Raw genomic sequence first — 24998 nt, 5'->3', positions numbered from 1 at the left:
CTGTCCGTCTCGGCCAGCTTGACGATCGGCCTGCCCAGACTCGCGAATATTCCGACCCCAGGAGACTCATCCACGTTGTTCATGAACAGTGTGGATGAGGCGCGCCGAACTAAAAAGCATGCGTGCCGAGCGGTTGGCTGATCGGGCACGCTTTGCCTTGTCGGCGCCATATCGTTAGGGTATCGCCGCCGCCATCGGCGGGATGTGCGCACAAGGCGGCTCCGCGGGATCGCGGAAATCGGGGACGGGAAAATTTAAGTGGCTGAATTATTTAGCGAAGTTGATGAAGAACTGCGCCGTGAGCAGCTCAGGAAGGTTTGGAGCCGTTATTCGGGACTGATTATTGGCGCCGCTATTCTGATCATTATCGCGGTCGGGGGCTGGCGCGGATATCAGTATCTGCAGGCTCAAAAGGCTGCGCAGGCTGGTTCGGCCTTCGAGGCGGCCGTGGCGCTCGCCGAGCAAAACAAGCCTGCCGAAGCCGAAGCGGCCTTCACGAAACTGGCGGCGACCGCGCCGCGGGGATATCGCAATCTGTCGTTGCTTCGCGCCGCGGCCGAAGCCGTCAAGCGTGATCCCAAGGAGGCGGTCAAGCTCTACGACGCGATTGCCGCCGACAGCGGATTCGACGGCGCTGAGCGCGATCTCGCGCGCGTGCGGGCCGCCGGACTGCTGCTGGATACCGAGACCTACAACAACATGCTGCAGCGTCTGGAGCCGGCGACAGCCCCTGAGGCGACCTTCCGCCACACCGCGCGCGAACTGCTGGCACTATCCGCCTGGCATGCCAACGATACGGCATCCACGCGGAAATGGCTGGATGCGATCAGCGCGGATGGCCAGACGCCATCCAGCCTGCGCAGCCGCGCCGAAGCCTTGCAAGCCTTGCTGCCGCCGGCTGCGAAGAGCTGAACAGGTATTCTGAACTCAAGTTTTGAACGAGAACCGCCGATGCGCCGCTCGCAACGCCTGATTGCCTCCGCTGTTCTGATCTCGCTCTGCGGCGCGCTCGCCGGTTGCGGTGGCGGCGGCATGAGCAATTGGGATCCCTCCGATATGCTCGACTTCCTCGATACGAAGAAAAAACTTCCGGGCAAACGCGAGCCGGTTTTCCCTGAGGGTGTCCCGGGCATCGAGCAGGGCGTGCCGAAGGATCTCTACAAGAGCAACGTTGAACAACAGCAGCAGCAGGAACAGTCCACCGCTGCCGTTACGGCCTCGCCTCCGGCCAGCGCCGGGCATACGCGGCGATCGGGGGCATCTGGCAGCGCGCCTGTACCCGCCGAGGCCGGCGCTGAGAATGGCGCTGCTGCCGCTGCGGCTGAGCCGCACCGCAAGCCGAAACGGCTGGTTCATCGCCGGGCCACCTCGCTGCCCAAGGAAGAACCGGCACCGCAGCAGGAGGCCGCGCCGCAACAGTCACCGGATACCTCGTCGTTTCCGGCACCGATGCCCAGCGGCAGCTTCCAGCGCTGACAGGGTCGGGATCATGCTCTAACAGGTTTGTTGAAAAACCTTCCGGTCACTCCGGACACCGCTCCGGAAATGACGCCCCCGAGATTTTTTCAACATCCTGCTAAGGGGCAGGCAACGCCGATGTCCTTCACTGTTGCCATCATAGGCCGACCCAATGTCGGCAAATCGACGCTGTTCAACCGTCTGGTCGGACAGAAGCTGGCGCTTGTCGATGACGAGCCGGGCGTGACGCGCGATCGCCGCGAAGGCCAGGCGCGGCTCGGCGATCTCGATTTCACGGTGATCGATACCGCCGGTCTCGATGAGGGACCGCGCGGCTCGCTGACGGCGCGTATGCAGGAGCAGACCGAGGCCGCGATCGCAGCCGCGGATGCGCTGATGTTCGTCTTCGATGCGCGCGCGGGTCTGACGCCGACCGATCGTTCCTTCGCCGATTTCGCGCGACGCGCCGACAAGCCGGTCGTGCTGGTCGCCAACAAGAGCGAGGGCAGGCACGGCGAAGCCGGCGCGCTGGAGTCCTATGCGCTGGGGCTCGGCGATCCGGTCGGCGTGTCCGCGGAGCACGGCGAGGGCATGGGCGATCTCTACGATGCGTTGCGCGCTGTGATGCCGGAGCCAGCCGAGGAAGCCGAGGAATTCGACGATGACGATCTCATCGAGTCTGAGGATATCTCGCAGCGGCCGATCCGCGTTGCGATCGTCGGGCGTCCCAATGCCGGCAAATCGACGCTGATCAATCATCTGCTCAGCGAGGAACGGCTGCTGACGAGCCCGGAAGCCGGCACCACGCGGGATTCCATTTCGGTCGAACTGAACTGGAAGGGACGCGACTTCCGTGTCTTCGATACTGCCGGGCTGCGGCGCCGGTCGCGCATCGAGGAGAAGCTCGAAAAGCTGTCGGTGGCGGATACGTTGCGCGCCATCAGGTTCGCCGAGGTCGTCGTCCTGATGATGGATGCGCAGAACAGGTTCGAGGAGCAGGATCTGCGCATCGCCGACCTGATCGAGCGCGAGGGCCGCGCGCTGGTAATCGCCGTCAACAAATGGGATTTGATGCCGCGCGGGTCGGGCGGGATCGCATCGCTGCGCCGCGATGTCGATCACTGGCTGCCGCAGGTCAAGGGTGCGCCGGTCATCGCGGTCTCCGGCCTGACGGGCGAGGGGATCGACGGGCTGATGACGGCGATCCAGAACGCCTACGCCGTCTGGAATCATCGGGTGCCGACGGCCGCGCTCAATCGCTGGTTCCAACAGGCGGTCACCGCCAGTCCGCCGCCTGCAGTCTCGGGACGGCGGCTGAAGCTCAATTACGCGACCCAGACCAAGGCGCGGCCACCGAGTTTCGTGGTGTTCTGTTCGCGGGCGGATGCGGTTCCGGAATCTTATCTGCGCTATCTCGTCAACAGTTTGCGCGAGGTTTTCGATCTGCCGGGCACGCCGATCCGCATCACGCTTCGCGAAAAGGCCAATCCGTTCGCGCACAAGCGCAAACGCAAGTCGTGAGCGCGTATTCGCCAAAAGTGGATCAGCGGCTGCGGGGCGGCTGCGCGCGTTGCAGAAGCTGCGCCCTGTAATTCTCCAACAATTCCGCCGCAAACTCGGCCGGGCTCCGGCGAACGTCCTCCGCCTCGTTGGGTGGCGGGTTCTTGAGGGTAAAGGCACGCATCACGCGCTCGACAACGGCTTGCATCAACAACTCCTGACCCGATCGAGACGGTCCATCGCGCATCAAGTTCCAGTCAATTGTGAGGCAGCCGTGCAAAACGGTTCAATGCGCGGTTGGCGAATGTGACGCGCTGCGCGGTCTGGTTTGGAGCGGGTTTGCTTTATGGTCTCGGGCTTGACCAGAGGATCGATACCGGTTCGCTCGAAAGCGCTCTAGTCCAACGGAGGCTCGAAGCTCATCACTTTGCGGCTTTCGTAGTCGTAGAGTCTGCCGGTCTCGCTCCAGGACGGAAGGCACATCGGCACGATGAATTCGGCAATCTGTTCAGGCGTATCCAGCGTCATGGGATCCTCGCCGGGAAACACGATGGCCCGCATGCGGGTGCGAACCGGCCCGGGATTGAACAGGTTGATCCGGATCGGCGTCGTGGCCGTCTCGTTCGCCCAGCATCGCACCAGCGTATCCAGCGCCGCCTTCGAAGCCGCATAGGGACCGCGATAGGCGCTCGCCTTGCTGGCGGCGTCGGAGGTGACGAACACCGCGCGTCCGGCATCGGATTTCTGAAGTAATGGCTCCATGCAGCGGATTAGTTGAAAATTCGCGGTGACGTTGATCGCGATGACGTCCTGCCACGGCTTCAGATCGATATGGCCGAGCGGCGAGGATGGGCCGGCGATGCCGGCATTGCCGACGAGAATATCGAGTTTGCCGTGGCGCTCGTTCAATGCTGCGCCGAGCCTTGCGGTGCCGTCGAAATCGGTGAGATTGAGCGGCACCAGCGTCGCGCTGCCGCCGTCCTTGCGGATGTCGTCGTCAAGCTCTTCGAGCCCGCCTTGCGTGCGGGCCACCGCGATCACATGTGCGCCGGCTTTTGCGAGCGCGCGCGCGGTGGCGTAGCCGATGCCGCGCGAGGCTCCGGTCACGAGCGCGATACGGGAGGCGAGTGGTTTTGTCATGGACCGGGATGCTTTGTGCTGGCGGGGCGGATTGACAAAAGAACCTGCTGAAACGGGATGCGAATGTTAGAACCGGATCATCAGGATGGGAAGCAGAGGAGTTGTGCGCCTTATGCCTGAATTATCGGGCGAAGCCAAAGGGCAATGGCGGCCGATGTCGGCCGCCGACCTGCTGTCCGTCCTGACAATCGCGGAGAAAGTCCATCCCGCTTTCCCGGAGGAAGCGGAGGTGTTCGCCGAGCGACTCCGGCTCTACGCGGCCGGCTGCCTCGTCTTCCACGAGAGTGCGGTAATCGTGGGGTATGCTATCAGCCATCCGTGGCGCGCCATGGACCCGCCGCCGCTGAATTCACGGCTCGGCACGTTACCCCGCCATCCGGAGACGTACTACATCCATGACGTCGCATTGCTACCCGAATTGCGAGGGACCGGCGCGGCGGCGATGGCGGTCGCCCGGATGTTCGCGCAGGCGGGCAAGGAAAAGCTCGCCACCGCGTCACTGGTAGCAGTCAATGGCTCCGCGGGTTTCTGGGAGCGGCACGGCTTCCGCAAGATCGCGCTCGACAAAATCCGGGACTCTACACTCGCGCGGAAGCTGAGCGGCTACAGCACCGCGGCAGCCTTCATGGTTCGCCAACTTGAGAGCCCTTCCGCTTCTGACGGAATCAGAAGCGGGGTTCCATGATTTTGATTGGGCGTGTTTTCTTTGCGAACCGGTCCCCACTTCGCTTGAAAACGCCATAGGCCCGGAGATCTGTCGATGAGTGTGCCCTCGGAACGGATTGCCGACCTCTACGAACGGCACGCGCGGACCTTCGATCGTGAGCGCGGCAGGAGCCTGCACGAACGCGGCTGGCTTGACCGGTTTCGCATGATCGCAGGCGCCGGAGCGGCCATCCTCGATGTCGGTTGCGGATCGGGCGAGCCGATCGCGCGTTATCTCATCGCTGCCGGGCACAGCGTGACCGGCGTCGATTCGTCGAAGACGATGATCGCGATTTGCCGGAGGCGTTTCCCGGAGCAGTCGTGGGTGGTTGCCGATATGCGCGGCCTCGCTCTCGGCCGCCGGTTCGGCGGCATTCTCGCGTGGGACAGCTTTTTTCATCTCACACACCCGGATCAGCGGGCGATGTTTGCGATCTTTGCCGCGCATGCAGCGGTAGGATGCGCGCTGCTGTTCACCAGCGGCCCGCATGCGGGCGAGGCGATCGGATCGTATCAGGGCGAGGCGCTGTACCACGCCAGTCTCAATCCCGACGAATATCTGGCGTTGCTGCGCGCCAACGGATTTGATGTGGTCGACCACGTTGCCGAAGACGCAGCATGCGGCGGCCACACGATATGGCTGGCACGATCGGCGGGAAGTGGCCGCGCCGACTGCTGACGCGTTCGGGTCAGCTCGCTTCCGCGAGCAACGACAGTTGATGCGGCTGGGGTTCGACGTCGGTATGGTCGGTGAGGCTGGTGGGATAGGCGCCGGTGAAGCAGTGGTCGGAATATCTCGGGTTCGCGGGGTCGCGTCCCGGCTCGCCCATGGCGCGGTACATGCCGTCGATGGAGAGGAAAGCCAGCGAATCCGCGCCGATGATGTCGCGCATCTGCTCGAGGCTGTGTGTCGCGGCCAACAGTCCGTTACGGTCCGGCAAGTCGATGCCGTAGTAATCGGGATGGATGATCGGCGGCGAGGCGAGACGGAAATGCACTTCCGTGGCACCGGCATCGCGCATCATGCGCACGATTTTCTTGGATGTCGTGCCGCGCACCAGCGAGTCGTCGATCAGGACGATGCGTTTGCCCGCAATCGCGGCGCGGTTGGCCGAATGCTTCATGCGCACGCCGAGTTCGCGGACGCTTTGAGCCGGCTGGATGAAGGTGCGGCCGACATAATGGTTTCTGATGATCCCGAGTTCGTACGGAACGCCGGAGAACTGGCTGTAGCCAAGGGCGGCAGGCACGCCGGAATCGGGCACCGGCACCACCACGTCGACCTCGGCGTGGCTCTCGCGGGCCAGTTGCGCGCCGAACGCCTTGCGGACTTCATAGACCGAACGGCCGCCGACGATCGAATCCGGTCGCGAAAAATAGATGTATTCGAAGATGCAGGGCCGCGGCGGCATCGGCGGAAAGGGCTTGTGGATTTCCGTCTGGATGGTCCCGTCCTTGCGATGGAATACGATGATTTCGCCAGGTTCGATGTCGCGGACATATTTCGCGCCGATGATGTCGAGCGCGCAGGTTTCCGACGCCAGGATCGGGCAACCGTCGAGTTCGCCGAGAACGAGCGGGCGGATGCCGCGCGGATCGCGCGCGCCGACCAGCTTCTTGTTGGTCAGCGATACCAGCGCGTAGGCGCCCTCGATGGCCCGGAGCGCCTCGATGTAGCGCTCGATGAACCGGCCGCGCCGGGACTGCGCCACCAGATGCAGGATCGCCTCGGTGTCGGTGGTCGATTGCATCAAGGCGCCGTTGCGCACCAGTTCGCGGCGCAGCGTCAGCCCGTTGGTGAGATTGCCGTTATGGGCGACTGCGAAGCCGCCGGCATTGAGTTCGGCGAACAGCGGCTGCACGTTGCGCAGGATGGTGCCGCCGGTGGTGGAGTAGCGGGTGTGGCCGATGGCCGCGCTGCCGGGAAGGCGTTCGATCACTGCCCGGCGGGAGAAGGTATCGCCGACGAGACCGAGACGGCGCTCGGAGTGAAATCGCTTGCCGTCGAAGGTGACGATGCCGGCGGCTTCCTGGCCGCGATGCTGGAGGGCGTGGAGACCGAGCGCGGTAATCGCGGCGGCGTCTGGATGGCCGAAAATCCCGAACACGCCGCATTTCTCGCGGAGCATGTCGCCGTCGGCATCAAAATCCGGTTCAAGATCCGGGTCGGGCGCAAGAGCGTCGCTGGAAGGGCTCTGCTGACAGTCCATTGCGCCTCGCATCAGTGTTCCGCGGGTTTGCCGTCGATCAGTTTTTTCAGGCCGTCCCGGGCAGGTTTGGAATAGCCGTCTGCTCCCGGGGAAGCAGGTTCGGCATCCGATTGATCCGCTTCCGGCTTATTCTTCTTGAGTTTGTTTAAGATGGTGTTTTCAGGATCGTCAGGCAAGAGTGACTGCAGCCAGACGCCGGTGGAATTGAGCACCGTCAGCGACTTCGCGCCGGTGACCCAGTCCGGCCGCTGCTTGTCCGGAACCAGCCAGGTGAAGAACAGAAAGGCAACGACAACGATCAGCAGGCCCCGCGCCAGTCCGAACAGGAAACCCAGGGTGCGATCGAGCGCGCCGATCCGGGAGTCGAGGACCATGTCGGAAATGCGCGTGGTAAGGATCGAAACCACGATCAGGGTGCCGATGAAAACGCCGCCGATCACGGCCCCGGCCGCCAGCGTTTCGCTCTCGATATAGGTCTTGGCGAACGGCAGCAGTTTCTGGAACGAGTAGAGCGTCGCCAGCGCGGCGATACCCCAGGACGCGATCGACAGGATTTCGCGCATGAAGCCGCGGATCATCGCGAGCAGGCCCGAAATCAGCATCACGGCGAGCAGAACGAGGTCGAGGATGGTTATCGGCATCGGCTGTTCAGGTCCGCTCGTAAATCCAGGTCGTAAATCCAGGTAACCGAATCGGCGTCTCACTGCCGGTCCAGACTGACGGTCATGTGACACATCCCGCAAGGACCTTCGCGCAACATATCGTCGACCTCGCGGCCGCGCCGAATGTATAGCGGCGGGCGATGCGGAGGTCACGCCCGCTTTATCCGTCCTGACGACGGAATCGGGACGGTGTGGCATTTTTCTCCGGATCGATAGCCTTGCCGGGACGGCCTTGTCCGCGCGCGGCGATATCCGCCACCAGCGTGGTCAGTCCGGCGACGCTATCGAGCGTCAGGCCGGCGTCGCCGCCGCTGTCGCCGCGGGCTGATTCGGGAAGTACGGCACGGCCGAATCCCAGCTTTGCTGCTTCCTTTAGTCGCGCCGAGGTCTGCGCCACCGGCCTGATCGCGCCGGACAGCGAAATCTCGCCGAAATAAACCGCGTCGGTGGGCAGTTGGGCGTTTGTCAGCGAGGACACCAGTGCCGCCGCCGCGGCGAGGTCGGCTGCGGGTTCGCTGATGCGCAGGCCGCCCGCGACATTGAAATAGACGTCGTGACCCGACAGCTTGACGCCGCAATGGGCTTCGAGAACCGCCAGCACCATGGACAGTCGGTTCGAATCCCAGCCGACGACGGCACGCCGCGGCGTGCCGAGTGCGGTCGGCGCCACCAGCGCCTGCAATTCCACCAGCACCGGGCGGGTGCCTTCGAGGCCCGCGAACACCGCGGTGCCGGGACTGCCGAGGTCGCGCGCCGACAGGAACAGTTCGGACGGATTGGACACCTCGCGCAAGCCGAGCCCGGTCATCTCAAAGACGCCGATCTCGTCGGTGGGACCGAAGCGGTTCTTCACCGCGCGCAGGATGCGGAATTGTTGCGAGCCTTCGCCTTCGAACGACAGCACGGCGTCGACCATGTGTTCGACCACCCGGGGGCCGGCGATCTGGCCGTCCTTGGTGACGTGGCCGACCAGGATCAGCGCCGCACCGGATTTCTTGGCGAAGCGAATAAGCGCCTGCGCTGATGCGCGCACCTGGGTGACGGTGCCGGGCGCGGATTCCACGGTGTCGGTCCACATGGTCTGGATCGAGTCGATCACCACGAGGCGCGGCACCGCGCCTTCGGACAATGTGGCGACGATGTCCTCGACCGAGGTTTCCGCCGCAAGCTGCACCGGCGCGTCGGCAAGGCCGAGGCGTTCGGCGCGCAGGCGCACCTGCGCGACCGCTTCCTCACCTGAGATATAGACCGCGCGATGGCCGGCGCGCGCCAGCAGGCTGGTGGCTTGCGTGAGCAGCGTCGATTTGCCGATGCCGGGATCGCCACCGACCAGCAGCACCGAGCCGCGCACGAATCCGCCGCCGGTGACGCGATCGAGTTCGATCATGCCAGATGAAAGGCGGGGCGCGTCCTGCGTTTTGCCCGCCAGCGTTTCCAGCGTGAACAGCCGGCCCTTGCGCCTGGAGCGGATGCTGGCCGGCATCGTCGTCGCGCCGGTCAAGTCCTCCTCGGCCAGCGTATTCCATTCGCCGCAAGCATCGCACTTGCCCTGCCAGCGGTTATACGCCGCACCGCAGGTCTGGCAGACGAAGGAGAGGGCGGACTTGGCCATTATTTGCTCGCGCCGGCGCCGAGGTCACGACCCGGCTGGTCCGCCCTTGTAGATACGATTGTAGCGACTGCCGAGACTCGTCAGCACCTCGTAGCCGATGGTGCCGAAATGGTGCGCAAGTTCGTCCACCGTGATGCCTTCGCCGATCAGCGTGACGAGATGGCCGCGCCGCACGATCGCATGAGATGGCAGGTCGGTGATGTCGACCGCCAGCAGGTCCATGGAAATGCGGCCCGCCACCGGGCATCGCGTTCCCGCCACCACGACGTCCGCTCCGCGGGTGCCGTCATTGCTGCCGCCGGCGCGGAAATAGCCGTCGGCGTATCCCGCCGCAACGATGGCGAGCCGCGTCGGCCGCCGCGCCGTCCATGTCGCGCCGTAGCCGACGCTTTCACCCTTGTCGATGGTGCGTATCTGCACGATCCGGGCTTTCAACTCGACGACGGGCTGCATCGGATTGTCGGCTTCCGGCGTGGGATTGACGCCGTAGAGCGCTGCGCCCGGACGCACCAGGTCAAACGGATATTGCGGCCCGAGGAAAATGCCGGATGAGTTCGCGAGCGAGGCCGGAATGCCGGAGAACTGGCCGGCGATCTCGCGGAAAGCCGCGACCTGTCTGGCGTTGAGCGGATGATGGAGCGTTTCGGCGCAGGCGAGGTGACTCATCACCAGCGTGATGCCGTGATCGCCGGCATCGATCCTCGGAATGAGGCCCTGCGCTTCGTCGAGGGTGAGGCCGAGGCGATTCATGCCGGTGTCGATGTGGACGGCTGCACCGCCAGCCCAGCCGGTGCGGCGGCAGAACGCGTCCCATTCCGCGAGTTCATTGAGATCGCCGATCACGGGCCGGCAATTGATCGCGGCGAAGGCGTCGCTGCAATTCTGAAACAAGCCATTCAGCACATAGAGGTCAGCGGAGGGGGCAGCAGCGCGGACGATACGTGCCTCGCCGAGTGTGGCCACGAAAAACGTCTTGCATCCGGCTGCGCCGAGCGCTCGCGCCACCGGCCCGGCTCCGCAGCCATAGGCATTGGCCTTGACGACGCCGGCGCATTCGGCGGGCACGGCGGTCTTTTCGAGCTTGCGCCAGTTGGCTGCAATGGCGTCGAGGTCAACGGTGAGGGTGCCGATCGCCGCGGCGGCTGCAACGGCGGTGTCGGCGTCTGCCGGCGTGCCGCTGGACGTCGTTCTGGAATCGGGCATGAGATTCATGCCTCATGCTACGCTCGGCTGCACGGCGGTTCAACCGCGCGAGCGGCGCGCTCAGACAGGATGTAAAATCAGCTTGCTATGGCGTTTTCGAGCGAAGTGGATACCAGTTCGCGTCAAGAAAACGCGTCAAATCAAAATATAGAGCCCCGCTTCTGATTCCGTCAGAAGCGGAAAGGCTCTAGTGTGGTGGTTCAGAAGTTCGCTTCAGTGCTCAATCAAGTCCGTCAAGCGAACTTCTGAACCTAAACCACACTAGAATCATAAAGTTGCTAGTGTCCCTTTGATTCCGAAGCTCGCATCAGAGGTTGCTGCAAGGGTATACGAACTTCGGAATCGGGACACTAGATACGATCGGGCAGGTGGCCGTCGTGGGCGAGGTCGCTGAAGCGGGTGAACTGCCCCTCGAATTGTAGCTCGACGGTGCCGGTTGGACCGTGGCGCTGCTTGCCGATGATGACTTCGGCCTTGCCGTGCACAAGCGACATATCGAGTTGCCACTTCTCGTATTCGGGCGTGCCCGGCCGAGGCTCCTTGTTCTGGAGGTAATATTCCTCACGGAACACGAACATCACGACGTCGGCGTCCTGTTCGATCGAGCCGGATTCGCGAAGGTCTGAGAGTTGCGGGCGCTTGTCGTCGCGGGCTTCGACCTGACGGGATAGCTGCGACAGCGCGATGATCGGTACGTTCAATTCCTTCGCCAGCGCCTTCAGGCTGGTGGTGATTTCGGTGACTTCCTGCACGCGGTTGTCGCTGCGCTTGCCACTGCCTTGCAGAAGTTGGATGTAGTCGACGATAAGCACGTCGAGGCCCTTCTGGCGCTTCAGGCGGCGGGCGCGCGCCGTCAGTTGCGAAATCGAGAGACCGCCGGTCTCGTCGACGTAGAGCGGCAGGTGCTCGAGTTCGATGGTGTGATCGCGGATCTTCTCGAAATCGCTTTCGGTGATGCCGCCGCGACGGATATTGCTGGAGGCGATGCTGGTCTGCTCGGCGAGAATGCGCGTCGCCAGTTGCTCCGCCGACATTTCGCAGGAGAAGAAGCCGACGATCCCGCCATTGACGGTCTTCATCGTGCCGTCGGGCTGAAGCTCCGACTCATGAGCCTTGGCGATGTTGTAGGCAATGTTGGTCGCGAGCGCGGTCTTGCCCATGCCGGGCCGGCCCGCGACGATGATCAGGTCGGAATGCTGCAATCCGCCCATTTTGGAGTCGAGATCGCGCAGGCCCGTGGCGATGCCGGACAGTTTTCCGTCGCGTCGGTAGGCGTTGGCCGCCATGTCGAGCGCGACCTTCATCGCCTGCGAAAATTTCTGGAAGCCGCCGTCGTAGCGGCCGGATTCGGCCAGTTCGTAGAGGCGGCGTTCGGCGTCCTCGATCTGCGCCCGCGGCGCGAAATCGACCGGCGCGTCGTAGGCGACGTTGACCATGTCCTCGCCGATGCGGATCAGATCGCGGCGCAGCGCCTGCTCATAGATGGCGCGCCCGTAGTGGAGCGCGTTGATGATCGTGGTGGCTTCCGCCGCAAGACGGGCGAGGTACTGGCTCACGGTCATGCCGCCGATGTCGGTCTCGGCGGAAACGAAGGTTTTGACGGTGACGGGCGTTGCGATCTTGCCGGCGCGGATCAGGCTGCCTGTGGTCTCATAGATGGTCCGGTGAATCTCGTCGAAGAAGTGCTTCGGCTCGAGGAAATCCGAGACCCTGTAGAATGCGTCGTTGTTGACCAGAATGGCGCCGAGAAGACCTCGCTCCGCTTCGAGGTTGTGCGGCGCGGTGCGATAGGTCGGCGTTGCCGTATCAGGCGCAAGCTTCAGGATTTTCGAATCAGCCATGGCTTTCGATTTTGACGGAGTTTTCGAGTATGGGGCACGCATAAGGCGCCATTTGGGACGGCGGAAGCATGCCGTCGCCCTTATGCCCGATTCTCACACCGGCTCGAATGAAACTTGAGACGGAACCGTATCGAACTTGACGGTAACGAGTGACCGCAGTTCCCACGAATCAACTCACTCGCCCGCGATCCGAAGCCGCGGCCGCTGTTTTCGCTCGATGCTTCGCAGTCTGGCTTCACCGCGCTGGATGTAGTCGCGCGTCATCGGCACGATGCCTTGCCGCCTGGTGATCTGGATCTGGAAATTCATCAGGTTCTGCTTGCGGAACGACATTTCCGAAGAGGCGAGATAGAACTCCCACATCCGCGCGAACCGCTCGTCGTAGAGCCGCACCGCTTCCTCGCGTCGCGCCATGAAGCGCTCGCGCCAGGCCTTAAGCGTTTCCGCATAATGCAGGCGCAGGATTTCGATGTCGCAGACCAGAAGTCCGGCGCGCTCGATCGCCGGCAGGACCTCCGACAGCGCGGGAATGTATCCGCCGGGGAAGATGTATTTCGCGATCCACGGGTTGGTGATGCCAGGACCTTCGGAGCGACCTATGGAATGCAGCAGCATGACGCCGTTGCCATCAAGCAGTTCTGCGCAATGCTTGAAAAAGGTATCGTAGTGATCGACGCCGACGTGCTCGAACATGCCGACCGAAACGATTCGATCGAAAGGTCCGGACGTGTCGCGATAATCCTGAAGCAGGAACTTCGCCGAGCGGGTGAGGTTTTTTTCCTCGGCGCGAGCTTTCGACACCTGAAGCTGTTCGGTCGACAGCGTGATGCCGGTGACGTGGGCGCCGGTCATTTCCGCGAGATAAAGGCTGAGTCCGCCCCAGCCCGAGCCGATATCGAGCACTCTGTGGCCGGGCTCGAGCAGAACCTTGGCGGCGACATGCCGCTTCTTTGCAAGCTGGGCGTCGTCCAGCGTCAGGTCCGGGGTTTCGAAATACGCGCAACTGTATTGTTTGTCGGCATCGAGAAACAGCGAGTAGAGGCGGCCGTCGAGATCGTAATGGCGCGCGACGTTGTTGATCGAACGTCCTCGCGGATTGAATTGCTGGATGTTGCGGACGAGATAGCGGAGCCACCATTGCAGCTTCGCCCAGCGCGGCATGACATCGGGCTGGTCGAGGATGATCGCAAGGAGGTCGGCGATCGATCCTCGTTCGACCACCATCGTGCCGTCGGTGTAAGCCTCGCCGAACGACATTTCGGGATCGAGCAGAAGCTGCCGTGCAACCTCTTTCGTGGTCAACCGGACCCGCACCGGTTCGCCGGTTTCGTCGCCGCACGTGAAGATCATCCCGCTCGCGGTTACAAATGTGATTGAGCCGCGCTGAACGAACTGGTTCAGAAAAAACCGTAACAAACGGTCCATCGAAACCACCATCATCACGAGGATGCGCCGGTCGCCCGTCGGCCGAGGATGGCATCCCCGTTTCCCCTAGAACGATAATATCGACGGAACCGTTCCACCAATGCACAGGCCGCAGGGCGGATATCCGAAATTGTGATCACGCGGTTGCGTCATCTGTGCGCTTCCATTCGCAACGCAATTGGCTAAAAGGTGGGCCCGCCGCAGTCGCGGTGATTCCGCACCCCGGAGGATGGAATGTTGAGCCGAGCGCTCAGTCTGGCGACGGTCATGCTTGTGATCGTCGGTTTTGGGACGGACCGCGCACGCGCGCAAAATCTCGAAGCGGGCAAGTCGGCTGCGCAGATCTTTTCAGGGAACTGCACCGCTTGCCACAAAGGTGCTCGCGGATTGCTCAGGACGGTGGCGCCCGGATCGCTGCCGGGTTTCCTGCGCCAGCATTATACCACCGGCCCCGACATGGCCCGGATGCTCAGCGCCTATTTGATCTCCAATGGAGCGACCGACGAGCGCTACCGGGCGGAGCCACCCAGGCGGCATCCGGGCGACCTGAAACCGGAATCCGAGCCGAGGCAGGCCGGGCGTCAGGGCAGGAAGCCGTCGCGCGAAGCGGAGCGGCCCGAGCCGGATGTGTCCGCGCAGGATGAGCCGCGCGGCCGCAAGAGCCGACACCACGGCCGCCACGCACGACCGGACACCGAGAATCCGGAGGCCGGACGTCCGGCTTCGGAGGATTCCGTTGCCGGCACGCGGGAGGCGAGCAAACCCGCAACCAGGAAAAAGCTGGGCAAGCGCGGCAAGCAGGCGCCGGAGGAGTCGCCGAAGGCCGGTGCCGCCGCGCAGCCCCACGACGATGCCGTCGAGAAGCCGGAAACGGCGAAGAGCGCGCCATCCACAATGGAACCCGCCAAGGGCGATACGGCCGGAGACGCTTCGTCCAAAACCGAAACACCAAAAGCGGCAACTCCCAAGGATCAAGCGGCTGACGAAAAAGCCGGTCCGGAGCAGGCGGACAAGGCCAACGCAGCCAAGCCGGACGCGTCCAATCCCGGTTCGACCAATTCCGAGAGTGCCGGGACGGCCGAAACCAGCAAATCCGACGCGGGCAAATCCGAAGCCGCCAAGCCTGAGATGGCCAAGCCCGATACGGCCAAGCCCGACACAACCAAGTCCGGAACGGGGGCGTCCGATACCAGCAGGCCGGCCGAAGCTACGAGCTCCGGCGAGCCGAAGACCGTTCCGCTGCGCGCCGATCCCGTTCCGGCGGTGACGCCGGCGCCGAAGGCCGGCGAGGGCGACGTGAAGCCGCCATCCGAAGCTGCAACCCCGACGCCGGCACAATCTCCCGCGGGCTCTGCAGCCGAATCGTCGCCGTCGACCTCGGCTGAACCGGCAAAGCCGGCGGTGTCTCCGAAGGAGCCATCCTCGCCGGCAGGGTCTGCTTCGTCATCCGAATCGCCGCCGGTTTCCAGCGGATCGTCTGGGCCGGCTTCGGAATAAAGCGTTTTCGAGCGAAGTGGAAACCGGTTCGCGTCAAGAAAACGCGTCGAATCAAAATCATGGAGCCAGCTTCTAATTCCATATAAGGGGCTCTATGAGCCTCTTCCGGTCTCGCGCTTGTTCTTCGAGCGAGCTCGCGGTTGAGGCGAGGGGATTGATCGCTCCCTCGGCGTCTGGGTCGCCGTCAGATCAGCGAGACAAGTCCGCCGCCATGGCGCTCCAGTCGTCCGGCCAGTTCCAGTTCAAGCAGAACGGTGCGCACGATTGCCGGCGAGGCATCCGCCATCCGGATCAAATCGTCGAGCCCGATCGGCATCGGGCCGAGCAGACCAACGATGCGCGCGCGGTCGCTCGCCACTGGCTCTTCGGCTCCGGGACCATCGTAATCCGGTTCCTCCGCAGGCAGCTCGATCGGCCGCCTCATGATCGGCCGTACCGCATTGATGACATCAGATGCCTCGGTGATCAGCGCCGCGCCCTGCTTGATGAGGTCGTTGGTGCCGGCGGCGCGGGGATCGAGCGGCGAACCCGGTACAGCGAAGACCTCGCGGCCTTGCTCGGCGGCGACGCGGGCCGTGATCAGCGAACCCGAGCGATGCGCCGCCTCGATCACGACAACGCCGAGGGCGACGCCTGAGATCAGGCGGTTGCGCCGCGGGAAATCGCGGGCGCGCGGCACATGTCCCATCGGCATTTCCGAAATCGCGCCGCCGTCTTCTATTATGGCCGCAAGCAGATCCTCATGTTCGGACGGATAGATGCGGTCATGGCCGCCGGCCAGCACCGCGACGGTGCCGCTCGCGAGGCTTGCCCGATGCGCCGCTTGGTCGATGCCGCGCGCCAGTCCCGACGCGATGACGAAGCCGGCCTCGCCGAGGTCGTGCGCCAGCATCTGCGCGAACTTGTGACCGGCGCCGGACGCATTGCGCGAGCCGACGATCGCAATCATCGGACGCGCCATGACAGCGAGGTTACCGCGCACGCCGAGCAGCGGCGGCGCGTCGTCGATGGTCGTGAGGTGTGGCGGATAACCGGTCTCGCCCGGTGCCAGCAGGCTGACGCCGATCCGCCGCGCGGCGGCCAACTCGTTCCGTGCCTCGGCTTCGCCGCATAGCCTGGCCGGGCGCGAAGCGCCCCCGCGTCGCGCCAGATCGGGCAGGCGGTTCAGCGCCTCACGGGCGCTGCCGAAATGATTCACGAGCGAACGAAAGGTCCGCGGCCCGACGTTTTCGGAGCGGATCAGCCGCAGCCAGTCGATCCGCTGCGCTTCGTTCAACCGTCTGTCTGAATTCGCGATTTCCACGCCTGCCCCCAAGCCGCTGGAACATTTGCCCAATCTGGCTGCAGGAACAACCGTTGGATGCAGTCATTGTTATCGTCGGATTCACGGGACGATACCAGCCTGGCAATGTGAGGTGCCTCACGGCCGCGGGCGGCGCATCGCATTATGCCTGTTGCTGCGTCGACGGGAGTCGTCGACCCAAGGATGGAGACGATCATGGACAATAGCATTCGCAAACTCGATATCGAGGAAATCAATGTCGTCAGCGGCGGCATGAAGTGGACGCGGGTCAACAATCCCGATGTCATTGACGCTCGCGGCGGTCAATTCACCGCGTTGGGCCTGACCTTCACCGTTGACCTTGATGGCCACATTACCAGCATCACCCCGCGATAGCTGGCTGTCTGCAAGTTTACGCCTTCGCGCCGATTTTGCCTTCGCTGCCAGCGATAAGACGGCTGATGTTCTCGCGATGCTTGAGCCAGAGCAGCACCGTCAGCACCGTGAACAGCAGGGCAAATTGCGGGTGTCCCAGTCCCCACAACAGCAGCGGTGTGGCGAGGCTGGCGAGCAGCGCCGATAGCGACGAGTAACGCGTCGTGAACGCGACGAGCAGCCAGATCGCGCAGAAGGCCAGCGCCGCCGGCCAGAACAGGCCGAGCAATACGCCGATATAGGTGGCGACGCCCTTGCCGCCGCGGAATTTGAGCCACACCGGAAACAGATGGCCAAGGAACGCGCCGAGCGCCGCGGCCATTGCGGCTCCCGGTCCGGAAAAAAGCAATGCAATGACGACCGCTGCCGTACCCTTGAGCATGTCGCCAATGAGAGTCGCCGCCGCGAGGCTCTTGTGTCCCGTGCGCAGCACATTGGTTGCGCCGATATTGCCCGAGCCGATCGAACGCAGGTCCTGCGTGCCCGCGATCCGTGTCAGGATCATTCCGAATGGAATCGAGCCGAGCAGGTAGCCGAAAACGAAGGCAATCAGGCCGTTGGGAAACATCGCAAAGAAACTCCGAACGTCAATGCCGCAGATGTAAACCATAGATCGGCATGGTCGCGCCACGGCAGATATTTCAGATCGTCCGGAGCATCGAAATTCGACGGTAACGGCCTGCACGAGCAATGATTTTTGCAAGTTGCCACCAGCATTCTGACGGCATCAGAAGCGAAAGCTGTATGATTTTGATCTAACGCGGATTTCGTCGAGCGAAACGAGTTCTTCCGCGTTCGAAACGCGATAACGTCAGACGTGCTCGAAAACGGTGCGACCGCCGACGATGGTACGGACGACCCGGCCCGAGAAGCGGGACTCATCGAACGGCGTATTCTTGGATTGCGATTTGAGATCGGCGGGATCGAGGATCCACGGGACGTCCGGATCGATCACGATCACATCGGCCGGCGCGCCCGGACGCAACGACCCGCCCGGCAGGCCGAGCAACTCGGCCGGCCGCGTCGACATCGCACGGATCAGCGTCTTGAAGTCCAGTTCAGCGTTGTGCACGAGCCGCAAGGCCGCCGTCAGCATGGTCTCCAACCCGATCGCACCCGCCGCAGCTTCCGCGAACGGCAGGCGCTTGGTTTCCACGTCCTGCGGATTGTGGTCGGACATCACGACATCGATCAGGCCCGAGGCCAGCGCTGCGACCAGCGCGCGGCGGTCGTCCTCGCCGCGCAGCGGCGGCGACAGTTTCAGGAAGGTTCGATACGGACCGATATCGTTTTCGTTCAATGTCAGGTGATTGATCGAAGCTGATGCGGTGACGGGAAGTCCGGCGTCCCGCGCGCGATGGAGGATCTCAAGGGATTCCGCGCAGGTCAGCGACGCTGCGTGATAGCGTCCGCCGGTCAGCGCCACGAGCCGCATGTCGCGTTCCAGCACGATCGCCTCCGCGGCCGCCGGAATGCCCATCAGTCCGAGCCGGGCGGAATATTCGCCTTCGTTCATGACGCCTTCGCCGACCAGATGGGTATCCTCGGTGTGGTGGACGATCAGGGCGTCGAAGTCGCGGGCATAGGTCAGGGCACGGCGCATCACCTGAGCGTTCATCACGCTTCGCGCGCCGTCGGTGAAAGCGACCGCGCCGGCCGCCTTCAAGAGGCCGATTTCGGTCATCTCCTTGCCGGCAAGCCCCTTGGTCAGCGCGGCCATGGGATGAATGTTGACGATCGCGGTATCCCGCGCGCGGCGCAGCACGAAATCGACGGTCGCGGAATTGTCGATCACCGGCGAGGTATCGGGCTGGCAGACAATGGTGGTGATGCCGCCGGCGGCGGCGGCGCGGCTCGCGGACGCAAAGGTTTCGCGATGGCCGGCGCCGGGTTCGCCGACGAAAGCGCGCATGTCGATCAGGCCGGGCGCGACGATCTTGCCGGCGCAGTTGATGACGTCGGTGCCTTCGGGCACGCCGGCGGCGCCGATGCCGCGACGTGCATCGCGAACGACGCCATCGGAAATCAGCACGTCGCCGGGGGCATCGAGGTCGCGCGCAGGATCGACGATGCGGGCGTTGGCGAGCAGGACGGGGCGGCGATCTCTCACCATAACGTCACACCTTCGCCGTCATTCCGGGGCGCGAGCGCGGCGAAGCGAACCCGGAATCCAGATGGGTGGATTGCCGTTGCGCCCGGATTCCGGGTTACGGCCTTTGGCCGTCCCCGGAATGACGAGAAAGTTGCGGCCTCACGCATTCGGCAGGTTCCTCGCCAGCGCCTCTAACACCGCCATCCGCACCGCCACGCCCATTTCAACCTGTTCGCGGATCAGCGACTGCGCTCCGTCCGCCACGATGGAGTCGATTTCGACGCCGCGATTCATCGGTCCCGGATGCATGACCAGCGCGTCGGGCTTCGCATAAGCGAGCTTTTTCTGATCGAGCCCGAAATAGTGAAAATACTCCGAGGTCGACGGCACGAACGAGCCGCTCATCCGTTCGCGCTGGAGCCGGAGCATCATCACGATATCGGCGCCGTCCAGTCCCTCGCGCATGTCGCGGGCGACTTCGACGCCCATGCGCTCGATGCCCGGCGGCAGCAGCGTGGAGGGCGCGACGACGCGCACCCGCGCGCCCATGGCGTTGAGCAGGATGATGTTGGAGCGCGCGACGCGCGAATGCAACACGTCGCCGCAGATCGCGACCAGAAGTCCTTCGAGACGGCCCTTGTTGCGGCGGATGGTCAGCGCATCCAGCAGCGCCTGGGTCGGATGTTCGTGAGCGCCGTCGCCGGCGTTGATGACGGAGCCATCGACCTTGCGCGCCAGCAGTTCTACCGCACCGGAGGCGGAATGACGCATCACCAGAATATCCGGATGCATGGCGTTGAGCGTCATCGCGGTGTCGACCAGCGTCTCTCCCTTGCGGGTCGACATCGACGACACCGACATGTTCATGACGTCGGCGCCAAGCCGCTTGCCCGCAATTTCGAAAGAGGACTGGGTTCGGGTCGAGGCTTCGAAGAAAAGGTTGATCTGGGTGCGACCGCGCAGCGAGGTGCGTTTCTTGTCGATCTGGCGGTTCAGTTCGACGTATTCTTCGGAAAGGTCGAGCAGGCCGGTAATGTCGGCGGCGGAAAGGCCCTCGATGCCCAGCAAATGCCGGTGTCCGAGGACAAAGCTCGATTTCGGAGACGATGTCATTAAAGCCAGAGCTATAGGCAGAGTTTCCGGGCGGAGCAAGGTCGAATAGCGCCCTCGCGAGTTTTCCCCCGGTGATGCTCGCTCAAGGTAAACGGAAAGCCATGGTGAACGTGCTGTTTCGGCGTAGTTTGAACGGCCCGACGCTCGCGGAGGTTGATGCATGATACAGACCTCTTTCAGAACCCATGATGTTTTCAACCAGTCGCCGCCGTTCGAGGATGTCGACCTGTTCGCATGCGATCGCCCGCTGACCGAAGCGGTGGCTGCGAACGGGGGCGAGGCCGCTTCGGACGAACTGTCCGGATTCGGCAGGCACTGGGGATCGGCGGCGATGGCCGCGCGCGGTCGTCTTGCCAACGAAAATCCGCCGAAGCCGCGGATCTTCGATGCGCGCGGCCACAGGCGCGACGAGGTTGAATTCCATCCGGCCTATCACGAACTGATGGCGCATAGCGCCTATGCGGGTCTGCACAATTCCACATGGACGGCCGCCGGCAAGCCGGCGGGCGGTGCGGCCGAAGTGGTACGTGCGGCGAAATTCTACATGGCCGCGCAGGTCGAGACCGGACACCTTTGCCCGATCACCATGACCCGCGCCGCGGTGGCGGCGCTCGCCGGTCAGCCGGACGTGCTGGCGAAAGTGATGCCCGTCGTCGGCACACGCAGTTACGATCCGTCGTTCGCATCATGGTGGAGCAAGCGCGGCATGACGCTCGGCATGGGCATGACCGAGAAACAAGGCGGCACCGATGTACGCACTAACCAGACCCGCGCCGTGCGTGACGGTGATGCGTATCGAATCACCGGCCACAAATGGTTCATGTCGGCGCCGATGTGCGACGCGTTTCTGGTGCTGGCGCAGGCCGACGGCGGGCTGACGTGCTTCTTCATGCCGCGCTTCCGGCCCGACGGCTCGGTCAACGCGATCCATCTGCAGCGGCTGAAGGACAAGCTCGGCAACCGCTCAAACGCTTCCGCCGAGGTGGAGTTCGTCGAAGCCCATGCCGAACGCGTCGGCGAGGAGGGCAAGGGCATCCGCACCATCATCCAGATGGTGCAGTTGACGCGGCAGGATTGCGCGATCGCTTCCGCGGGCCTGATGCGCTCCGGACTCGCGCATGCGTTGCATCACGCCCGCCATCGCAGCGTATTCCAGAAACATCTCGTCGATCAGCCGCTGATGCAGGCGGTGCTCTCAGACATGGCGTTGCATGTGGAAGCGTCGGTGGCATTGGTGATGCGGCTGTGTCGCGCGTTCGATGAAGCGCCGGAGGATGCCAAGGCAGCCGCGTGGATGCGGCTTCTGACACCTGCGGTGAAATACTGGGTCTGCAAGAGCGCGCCGGGCTTCCTGTATGAGGCGATGGAGTGCCTTGGCGGAAACGGCTATGTCGAGGAGGGCATTCTGGCGCGGCACTATCGCGAAGCGCCGGTCAACGCGATCTGGGAAGGCTCGGGCAACGTGATGTGCCTCGATGTGTTGCGCGCTTTGGCGCGCGAGCCGGAGGCGGCGGTGGCAGTGCTCGAAGATTTCGTTGCGGACACCAAAGGCCTGCCCGGCTCCGCGGAGGCCGTAACGTTTCTTGCCGACACTTTCCGCCGGCCAGATGGCGAGCGGGCGGCGCGGCAGGCGGTGGAGACGCTGGCGCAACTCGCCGCAGTCGCGGCCCTCAACCGGACCGCGCCGGAACAGGCGGCGCTGTTTGCGGCGACGCGCCTCGGGGCAAGCCACGGGCGCATGTTCGGGACGGCCGGATTGTCCGCTGCCCAGAGCCGCGATCTGCTCGAGCGGGCGCTGCCGCAAGTCGCGCATGGTTTGGTAAGAATTGCTGACCAGAGTGCCGGCCATGAGTTCATCTGAAAGTGTTACCTTGGCGCCGCCGCCGCTGCCTCAGCCGCGCCTGCCGCGAGCCTGGAAATTCATCGGCACCAGCCTGTGGGGACTCGCGGTGTTCATCGCGATGTTTGCCGGGCAACTTTCGGTCCTTGCCTATTTTGTGCTGACCGATCCAACGCCGTTCAGTTTCGACAAGGTCACGGAACTCGCCGGAAACGGCCTGATAGTTGGACTGTCGGTGGTCGCCGGGCTGCCGATGGCCTTGCTGGTGCTGTGGATCGCCATCCGGTTCTCTGGCGTATCGCTCGCCGACTATCTCGCGCTGCGCTGGATCTCGTGGCGGCATCTGCTGCTGGGCATCGTTGCTCTGGTCGCGCTCGTGATGGGATGGGAAGGGGTGTTCTATGCGATGGGACACGAAACCTCGGCGGGATTCATGGTGGACGTGCTGAAGTCGGCGCGGGCGGAGGGCGCGCTGTGGCTTCTGGTCTTTGCAATTTGCGTCGTGGCGCCAGTGACCGAGGAACTGCTGACGCGCGGCTTCCTCTATCGCGGATGGTCGGAGTCGGCCCTGCGGCCCGGTGGCGCCATCGTGCTGTCATCGCTGGTGTGGACTGCGATGCACCTGCAATACGACTGGTTCTTCTTTGCCGAGGTGTTCTCGATCGGGCTGCTGTTCGGCTACCTGCGCTATCGCAGCGACTCGATCCTGCTTACGGTAATCCTGCACGGCCTCAACAATCTCGCTGCGACGTTGCAGACGCTGTGGATCGCCGGCCACTCCTGACGTCGGCGCGATCCGCGCTGCCGCCCATTCAGTTCGATCCGGAAGACCGGTGCTGCGCCGCAAGCCGGTCCAGCGCGCCCTGCAGGATGAAGATCGCGGCATGTTCGTCGATGACCTTGGCGCGTTTCGCGCGGCTCATGTCCATTCCGATCAGTTCGCGTTCGACGGCGGCCGTCGACAGCCGCTCGTCCCAGAGGCCGATGGCGAGACCGGTGAGTTTCGCCAGATTGCGCGCGAAGGCGCGGGTCGACTGCGCGCGTGGTCCTTCGCTGCCGTCCATGTTGATCGGCAGTCCGAGCACGAAGCCGACGGCGTTGCGCTCTCCCGCTATCGTAAGCAGCCGCGCCGCATCCGCCGTAAACGTCGTGCGCCGGATAGTCTCGACGCCGGTGGCCAGGCGGCGATCGGGGTCGGATACCGCCACGCCGACGGTTTTGGTGCCGAGGTCGAGCCCGACGAGGGCACCGCGTTGCGGCCAGTGCATGGCGGCTTCGATCAATTGCAGGACTGAGGCAGGCATCGCCTCGCATATCATGCGTGTGACGGGCATGGCAAAATGGCGCGGCAAAACGCCGGGCCGACGATGGCCGCCATGTTTGCCGGTGTGCTAAGGCGGAGACCAATAACTCCATCGCGAATGAGAAGACCATGTGGCCGGACCGCAGACTGATCGATCTTTTCGGCATCGAGTTTCCCATCGTTCAGGCGCCGATGGCCGGCATCATGGACGCCGAACTCGTTATCGGTGCTGCCGAGGGCGGCGCTCTGGGATCGTTGCCGTGCGCGATGCTCTCGCCAGACAAGGCCCGCGAGCAGGTCGGCATCATCCGGCAGCGGGTCAAGGCGCCGGTCAACATGAACTTCTTCGCCCATCGCGCGGTTGCCACCGATCCGCAACGTGACGCCCAATGGCGGATGCGGCTCGCCTCTTATTATAGAGAGTGGGACCTCGATCCGTCGGCGCCGACCGCACCCGCGAGCCGCGCCCCGTTCGATGCGGCGATGTGCGACGTCGTCGAGGAAGTGAAGCCGGAGGTGGTCAGCTTCCATTTCGGACTGCCGGACAAGCCGCTGCTCGATCGGGTGAAAGCGACCGGCGCTGTCGTGGTCGGTTGCGCCACGATCGTGCGCGAGGCGGTCTGGCTTGAGGAAAACGGCGTTGATGCCGTCATCGCGCAGGGCGCGGAGGCGGGCGGTCACCGCAGCATGTTTCTGACCGACAATATCGCGACGCAACCGGGTCTCTTCGTGCTGGTGCCGCAGATGGCGGATGCGGTGCGCGTGCCGATCATCGCGGCGGGCGGTGTCGCTGATGGCCGCGGCATCGCGGCGGCGTTCGCGCTCGGCGCGGCCGGAGTTCAGATCGGCACGGCCTATCTTCGCTGTCCTGAATCCAGGGCGTCCGAACTGGGCCGCGCTGCGCTTGCCGCCGCGGGCGACGAGTCCACCGTCATCACCAATGTCATGACCGGGCGTCCGGCGCGCGGGATAGCTAATCGCGCGATGCGCGAAGTGGGGCCGGTCTCGCCGGATGCGCCGGCATTTCCGCATGCGGCCGCGGCCTTCGCGCCACTCAGGGCTGCTGCCGAAAAGCAAGCCAAGGTCGATTTCACCAACCTTTGGGCCGGACAGGGGGTTCGTCTTGGCCGCGAGATGCCCGCGGCGGAACTCACGCGCGCGCTCGCGGGGGACGCATTGAAGCGATTGAGCGCCTTGTGAGTTGTGGGAGGAACAGTGCGGTTGCAGCGCGAAAGCCGGGTCTGCTATAGGCGTGACGCCTGTTGGTGGCAGCACCCTGAACAATAGACGCACGCGAGGCCCTTAATAGTATGTCTGTCGACGCCGCTACCGTCCGCCGTATCGGGCACCTTGCGCGGATCGCGATCAGCGAGACGGAAGTTCCCGCGCTTCAGGACGAACTGAATGCGATTCTCGCCTTCGTCGAGCAGTTGCAGGAAGTGAACGTCGACGGTGTCGAGCCGATGACTTCGGTGACGCCGATGACCATGAAAAAGCGCGCCGATGTGGTGAATGACGGCGACATCGCGGACAAGATCGTCGCCAATGCGCCGGTGACGGATGACCATTTCTTTCTGGTGCCGAAGGTCGTCGAATAACAGGTCGTGAGCCCATGTGTCTGCTGTGTAACGATGAGAAGGTCTATCGGACCTATATGGATCACCTCGACGCGTTGAAGCG

General features: G+C 63.8%; 24 protein-coding genes. 11 read left to right on the top strand and 13 right to left on the bottom strand.

The annotated features are described in order from the left end of the window. Positions 1-258 precede the first annotated feature (258 nt). The 3 genes from ACS3WB_RS15195 (at position 259) to der (ending at position 2979) form a co-directional block, all read left to right on the top strand. The gene (locus ACS3WB_RS15195; RefSeq protein WP_438276326.1) at positions 259-912 is read left to right on the top strand and encodes a tetratricopeptide repeat protein; all 654 of its coding nucleotides are present in this window, start codon (positions 259-261) and stop codon (positions 910-912) included. A gap of 39 nt (positions 913-951) precedes the next feature. Further along, complete coding sequence (locus tag ACS3WB_RS15190) at positions 952-1476, top strand: hypothetical protein (protein ID WP_438276325.1); 525 nt, start codon at positions 952-954, stop codon at positions 1474-1476. A gap of 120 nt (positions 1477-1596) precedes the next feature. Then, positions 1597-2979: a ribosome biogenesis GTPase Der gene (gene der / locus ACS3WB_RS15185; RefSeq protein WP_438276324.1), complete on the top strand. Its 1383-nt coding sequence runs from the start codon at positions 1597-1599 to the stop codon at positions 2977-2979. A 22-nt stretch (positions 2980-3001) separates the two neighbouring features. Here the strand turns inward: der and ACS3WB_RS15180 are convergent, their stop codons facing one another. Both ACS3WB_RS15180 and ACS3WB_RS15175 read right to left on the bottom strand, forming a co-directional pair. Beyond that, on the bottom strand, positions 3002-3166 hold the full coding sequence (locus tag ACS3WB_RS15180) for a hypothetical protein (protein WP_438276323.1): 165 nt from the start codon (positions 3164-3166) through the stop codon (positions 3002-3004). A gap of 188 nt (positions 3167-3354) precedes the next feature. Further along, entirely contained in the window at positions 3355-4098 is a 744-nt protein-coding gene (locus ACS3WB_RS15175; protein ID WP_438276322.1) for an SDR family NAD(P)-dependent oxidoreductase, read from the bottom strand. 112 nt (positions 4099-4210) lie between these two features. On the opposite strand from ACS3WB_RS15175, the gene ACS3WB_RS15170 reads away from it, so the two are divergent. After that, a complete protein-coding gene (locus ACS3WB_RS15170; RefSeq protein WP_438276321.1) occupies positions 4211-4783 on the top strand; it encodes a GNAT family N-acetyltransferase in 573 nt (190 codons plus the stop codon). Between the two features lie 75 nt (positions 4784-4858). Continuing rightward, on the top strand, positions 4859-5482 hold the full coding sequence (locus ACS3WB_RS15165; protein WP_438276320.1) for a class I SAM-dependent DNA methyltransferase: 624 nt from the start codon (positions 4859-4861) through the stop codon (positions 5480-5482). Positions 5483-5492: 10 nt separating this feature from the next. Here the strand turns inward: ACS3WB_RS15165 and purF are convergent, their stop codons facing one another. The 6 genes from purF to ACS3WB_RS15135 all read right to left on the bottom strand — a co-directional run bounded on the left by purF (position 5493) and on the right by ACS3WB_RS15135 (position 13756). Next, positions 5493-7013: an amidophosphoribosyltransferase gene (gene purF, locus ACS3WB_RS15160; protein WP_438276335.1), complete on the bottom strand. Its 1521-nt coding sequence runs from the start codon at positions 7011-7013 to the stop codon at positions 5493-5495. Between the two features lie 11 nt (positions 7014-7024). Beyond that, entirely contained in the window at positions 7025-7654 is a 630-nt protein-coding gene (locus ACS3WB_RS15155) for a CvpA family protein (RefSeq protein ID WP_438276319.1), read from the bottom strand. A gap of 181 nt (positions 7655-7835) precedes the next feature. Then, complete coding sequence (gene radA, locus ACS3WB_RS15150) at positions 7836-9287, bottom strand: DNA repair protein RadA (RefSeq protein WP_438276318.1); 1452 nt, start codon at positions 9285-9287, stop codon at positions 7836-7838. Positions 9288-9311: 24 nt separating this feature from the next. Next, on the bottom strand, positions 9312-10499 hold the full coding sequence (gene alr / locus ACS3WB_RS15145) for an alanine racemase (protein ID WP_438276317.1): 1188 nt from the start codon (positions 10497-10499) through the stop codon (positions 9312-9314). Positions 10500-10840: 341 nt separating this feature from the next. Next, positions 10841-12331 (bottom strand): replicative DNA helicase, encoded by a 1491-nt coding sequence (locus ACS3WB_RS15140; protein ID WP_438276316.1) that lies wholly within the window; start codon positions 12329-12331, stop codon positions 10841-10843. A gap of 174 nt (positions 12332-12505) precedes the next feature. Beyond that, positions 12506-13756 carry a class I SAM-dependent methyltransferase gene (locus tag ACS3WB_RS15135; protein WP_438276315.1) on the bottom strand — a complete coding sequence of 417 codons (1251 nt, stop codon included), beginning with the start codon at positions 13754-13756 and terminating at the stop codon, positions 12506-12508. 234 nt (positions 13757-13990) lie between these two features. Between ACS3WB_RS15135 and ACS3WB_RS15130 the strand changes: the two genes are divergently transcribed. After that, the gene (locus ACS3WB_RS15130; protein WP_438276314.1) at positions 13991-15253 is read left to right on the top strand and encodes a hypothetical protein; all 1263 of its coding nucleotides are present in this window, start codon (positions 13991-13993) and stop codon (positions 15251-15253) included. Positions 15254-15437: 184 nt separating this feature from the next. Here ACS3WB_RS15130 and dprA read toward each other — a convergent pair whose 3' ends face one another. After that, positions 15438-16556 carry a DNA-processing protein DprA gene (dprA, locus tag ACS3WB_RS15125; protein ID WP_438276313.1) on the bottom strand — a complete coding sequence of 373 codons (1119 nt, stop codon included), beginning with the start codon at positions 16554-16556 and terminating at the stop codon, positions 15438-15440. A 195-nt stretch (positions 16557-16751) separates the two neighbouring features. Here dprA and ACS3WB_RS15120 point away from each other — a divergent pair, with 195 nt between their 5' ends. Further along, positions 16752-16931, top strand: coding sequence for a hypothetical protein (locus ACS3WB_RS15120; RefSeq protein ID WP_292618782.1), 180 nt, complete (start codon positions 16752-16754; stop codon positions 16929-16931). Positions 16932-16947: 16 nt separating this feature from the next. Here the strand turns inward: ACS3WB_RS15120 and plsY are convergent, their stop codons facing one another. The 3 genes from plsY to ACS3WB_RS15105 all read right to left on the bottom strand — a co-directional run bounded on the left by plsY (position 16948) and on the right by ACS3WB_RS15105 (position 20175). Next, on the bottom strand, positions 16948-17538 hold the full coding sequence (gene plsY / locus ACS3WB_RS15115) for a glycerol-3-phosphate 1-O-acyltransferase PlsY (RefSeq protein ID WP_438276312.1): 591 nt from the start codon (positions 17536-17538) through the stop codon (positions 16948-16950). Positions 17539-17781: 243 nt separating this feature from the next. Further along, entirely contained in the window at positions 17782-19083 is a 1302-nt protein-coding gene (locus tag ACS3WB_RS15110; RefSeq protein WP_438276311.1) for a dihydroorotase, read from the bottom strand. A 138-nt stretch (positions 19084-19221) separates the two neighbouring features. Beyond that, a complete protein-coding gene (locus ACS3WB_RS15105) occupies positions 19222-20175 on the bottom strand; it encodes an aspartate carbamoyltransferase catalytic subunit (RefSeq protein WP_292611059.1) in 954 nt (317 codons plus the stop codon). Positions 20176-20335: 160 nt separating this feature from the next. Between ACS3WB_RS15105 and ACS3WB_RS15100 the strand changes: the two genes are divergently transcribed. After that, on the top strand, positions 20336-22036 hold the full coding sequence (locus ACS3WB_RS15100) for an acyl-CoA dehydrogenase family protein (protein ID WP_438276310.1): 1701 nt from the start codon (positions 20336-20338) through the stop codon (positions 22034-22036). Then, entirely contained in the window at positions 22023-22799 is a 777-nt protein-coding gene (locus ACS3WB_RS15095) for a CPBP family intramembrane glutamic endopeptidase (RefSeq protein WP_438276309.1), read from the top strand. The genes ACS3WB_RS15100 and ACS3WB_RS15095 overlap by 14 nt, the downstream gene beginning before the upstream one ends. 28 nt (positions 22800-22827) lie before the next feature. Here ACS3WB_RS15095 and ruvX read toward each other — a convergent pair whose 3' ends face one another. After that, the gene (gene ruvX / locus ACS3WB_RS15090) at positions 22828-23319 is read right to left on the bottom strand and encodes a Holliday junction resolvase RuvX (RefSeq protein ID WP_438276308.1); all 492 of its coding nucleotides are present in this window, start codon (positions 23317-23319) and stop codon (positions 22828-22830) included. Between the two features lie 128 nt (positions 23320-23447). On the opposite strand from ruvX, the gene ACS3WB_RS15085 reads away from it, so the two are divergent. Together ACS3WB_RS15085 and gatC are read left to right on the top strand one after the other, a co-directional pair. Further along, the gene (locus tag ACS3WB_RS15085) at positions 23448-24518 is read left to right on the top strand and encodes an NAD(P)H-dependent flavin oxidoreductase (RefSeq protein WP_438276307.1); all 1071 of its coding nucleotides are present in this window, start codon (positions 23448-23450) and stop codon (positions 24516-24518) included. A 110-nt stretch (positions 24519-24628) separates the two neighbouring features. Then, on the top strand, positions 24629-24916 hold the full coding sequence (gene gatC, locus ACS3WB_RS15080) for an Asp-tRNA(Asn)/Glu-tRNA(Gln) amidotransferase subunit GatC (protein ID WP_438276306.1): 288 nt from the start codon (positions 24629-24631) through the stop codon (positions 24914-24916). The last annotated feature ends 82 nt before the right edge of the window (positions 24917-24998 follow it).

Origin of the sequence: Nitrobacter sp. (genome assembly GCF_051535215.1) — a bacterium.
Classification (GTDB): Bacteria; Pseudomonadota; Alphaproteobacteria; order Rhizobiales; family Xanthobacteraceae; genus Nitrobacter.
This window is presented reverse-complemented; position numbering and strand designations above follow the sequence as displayed.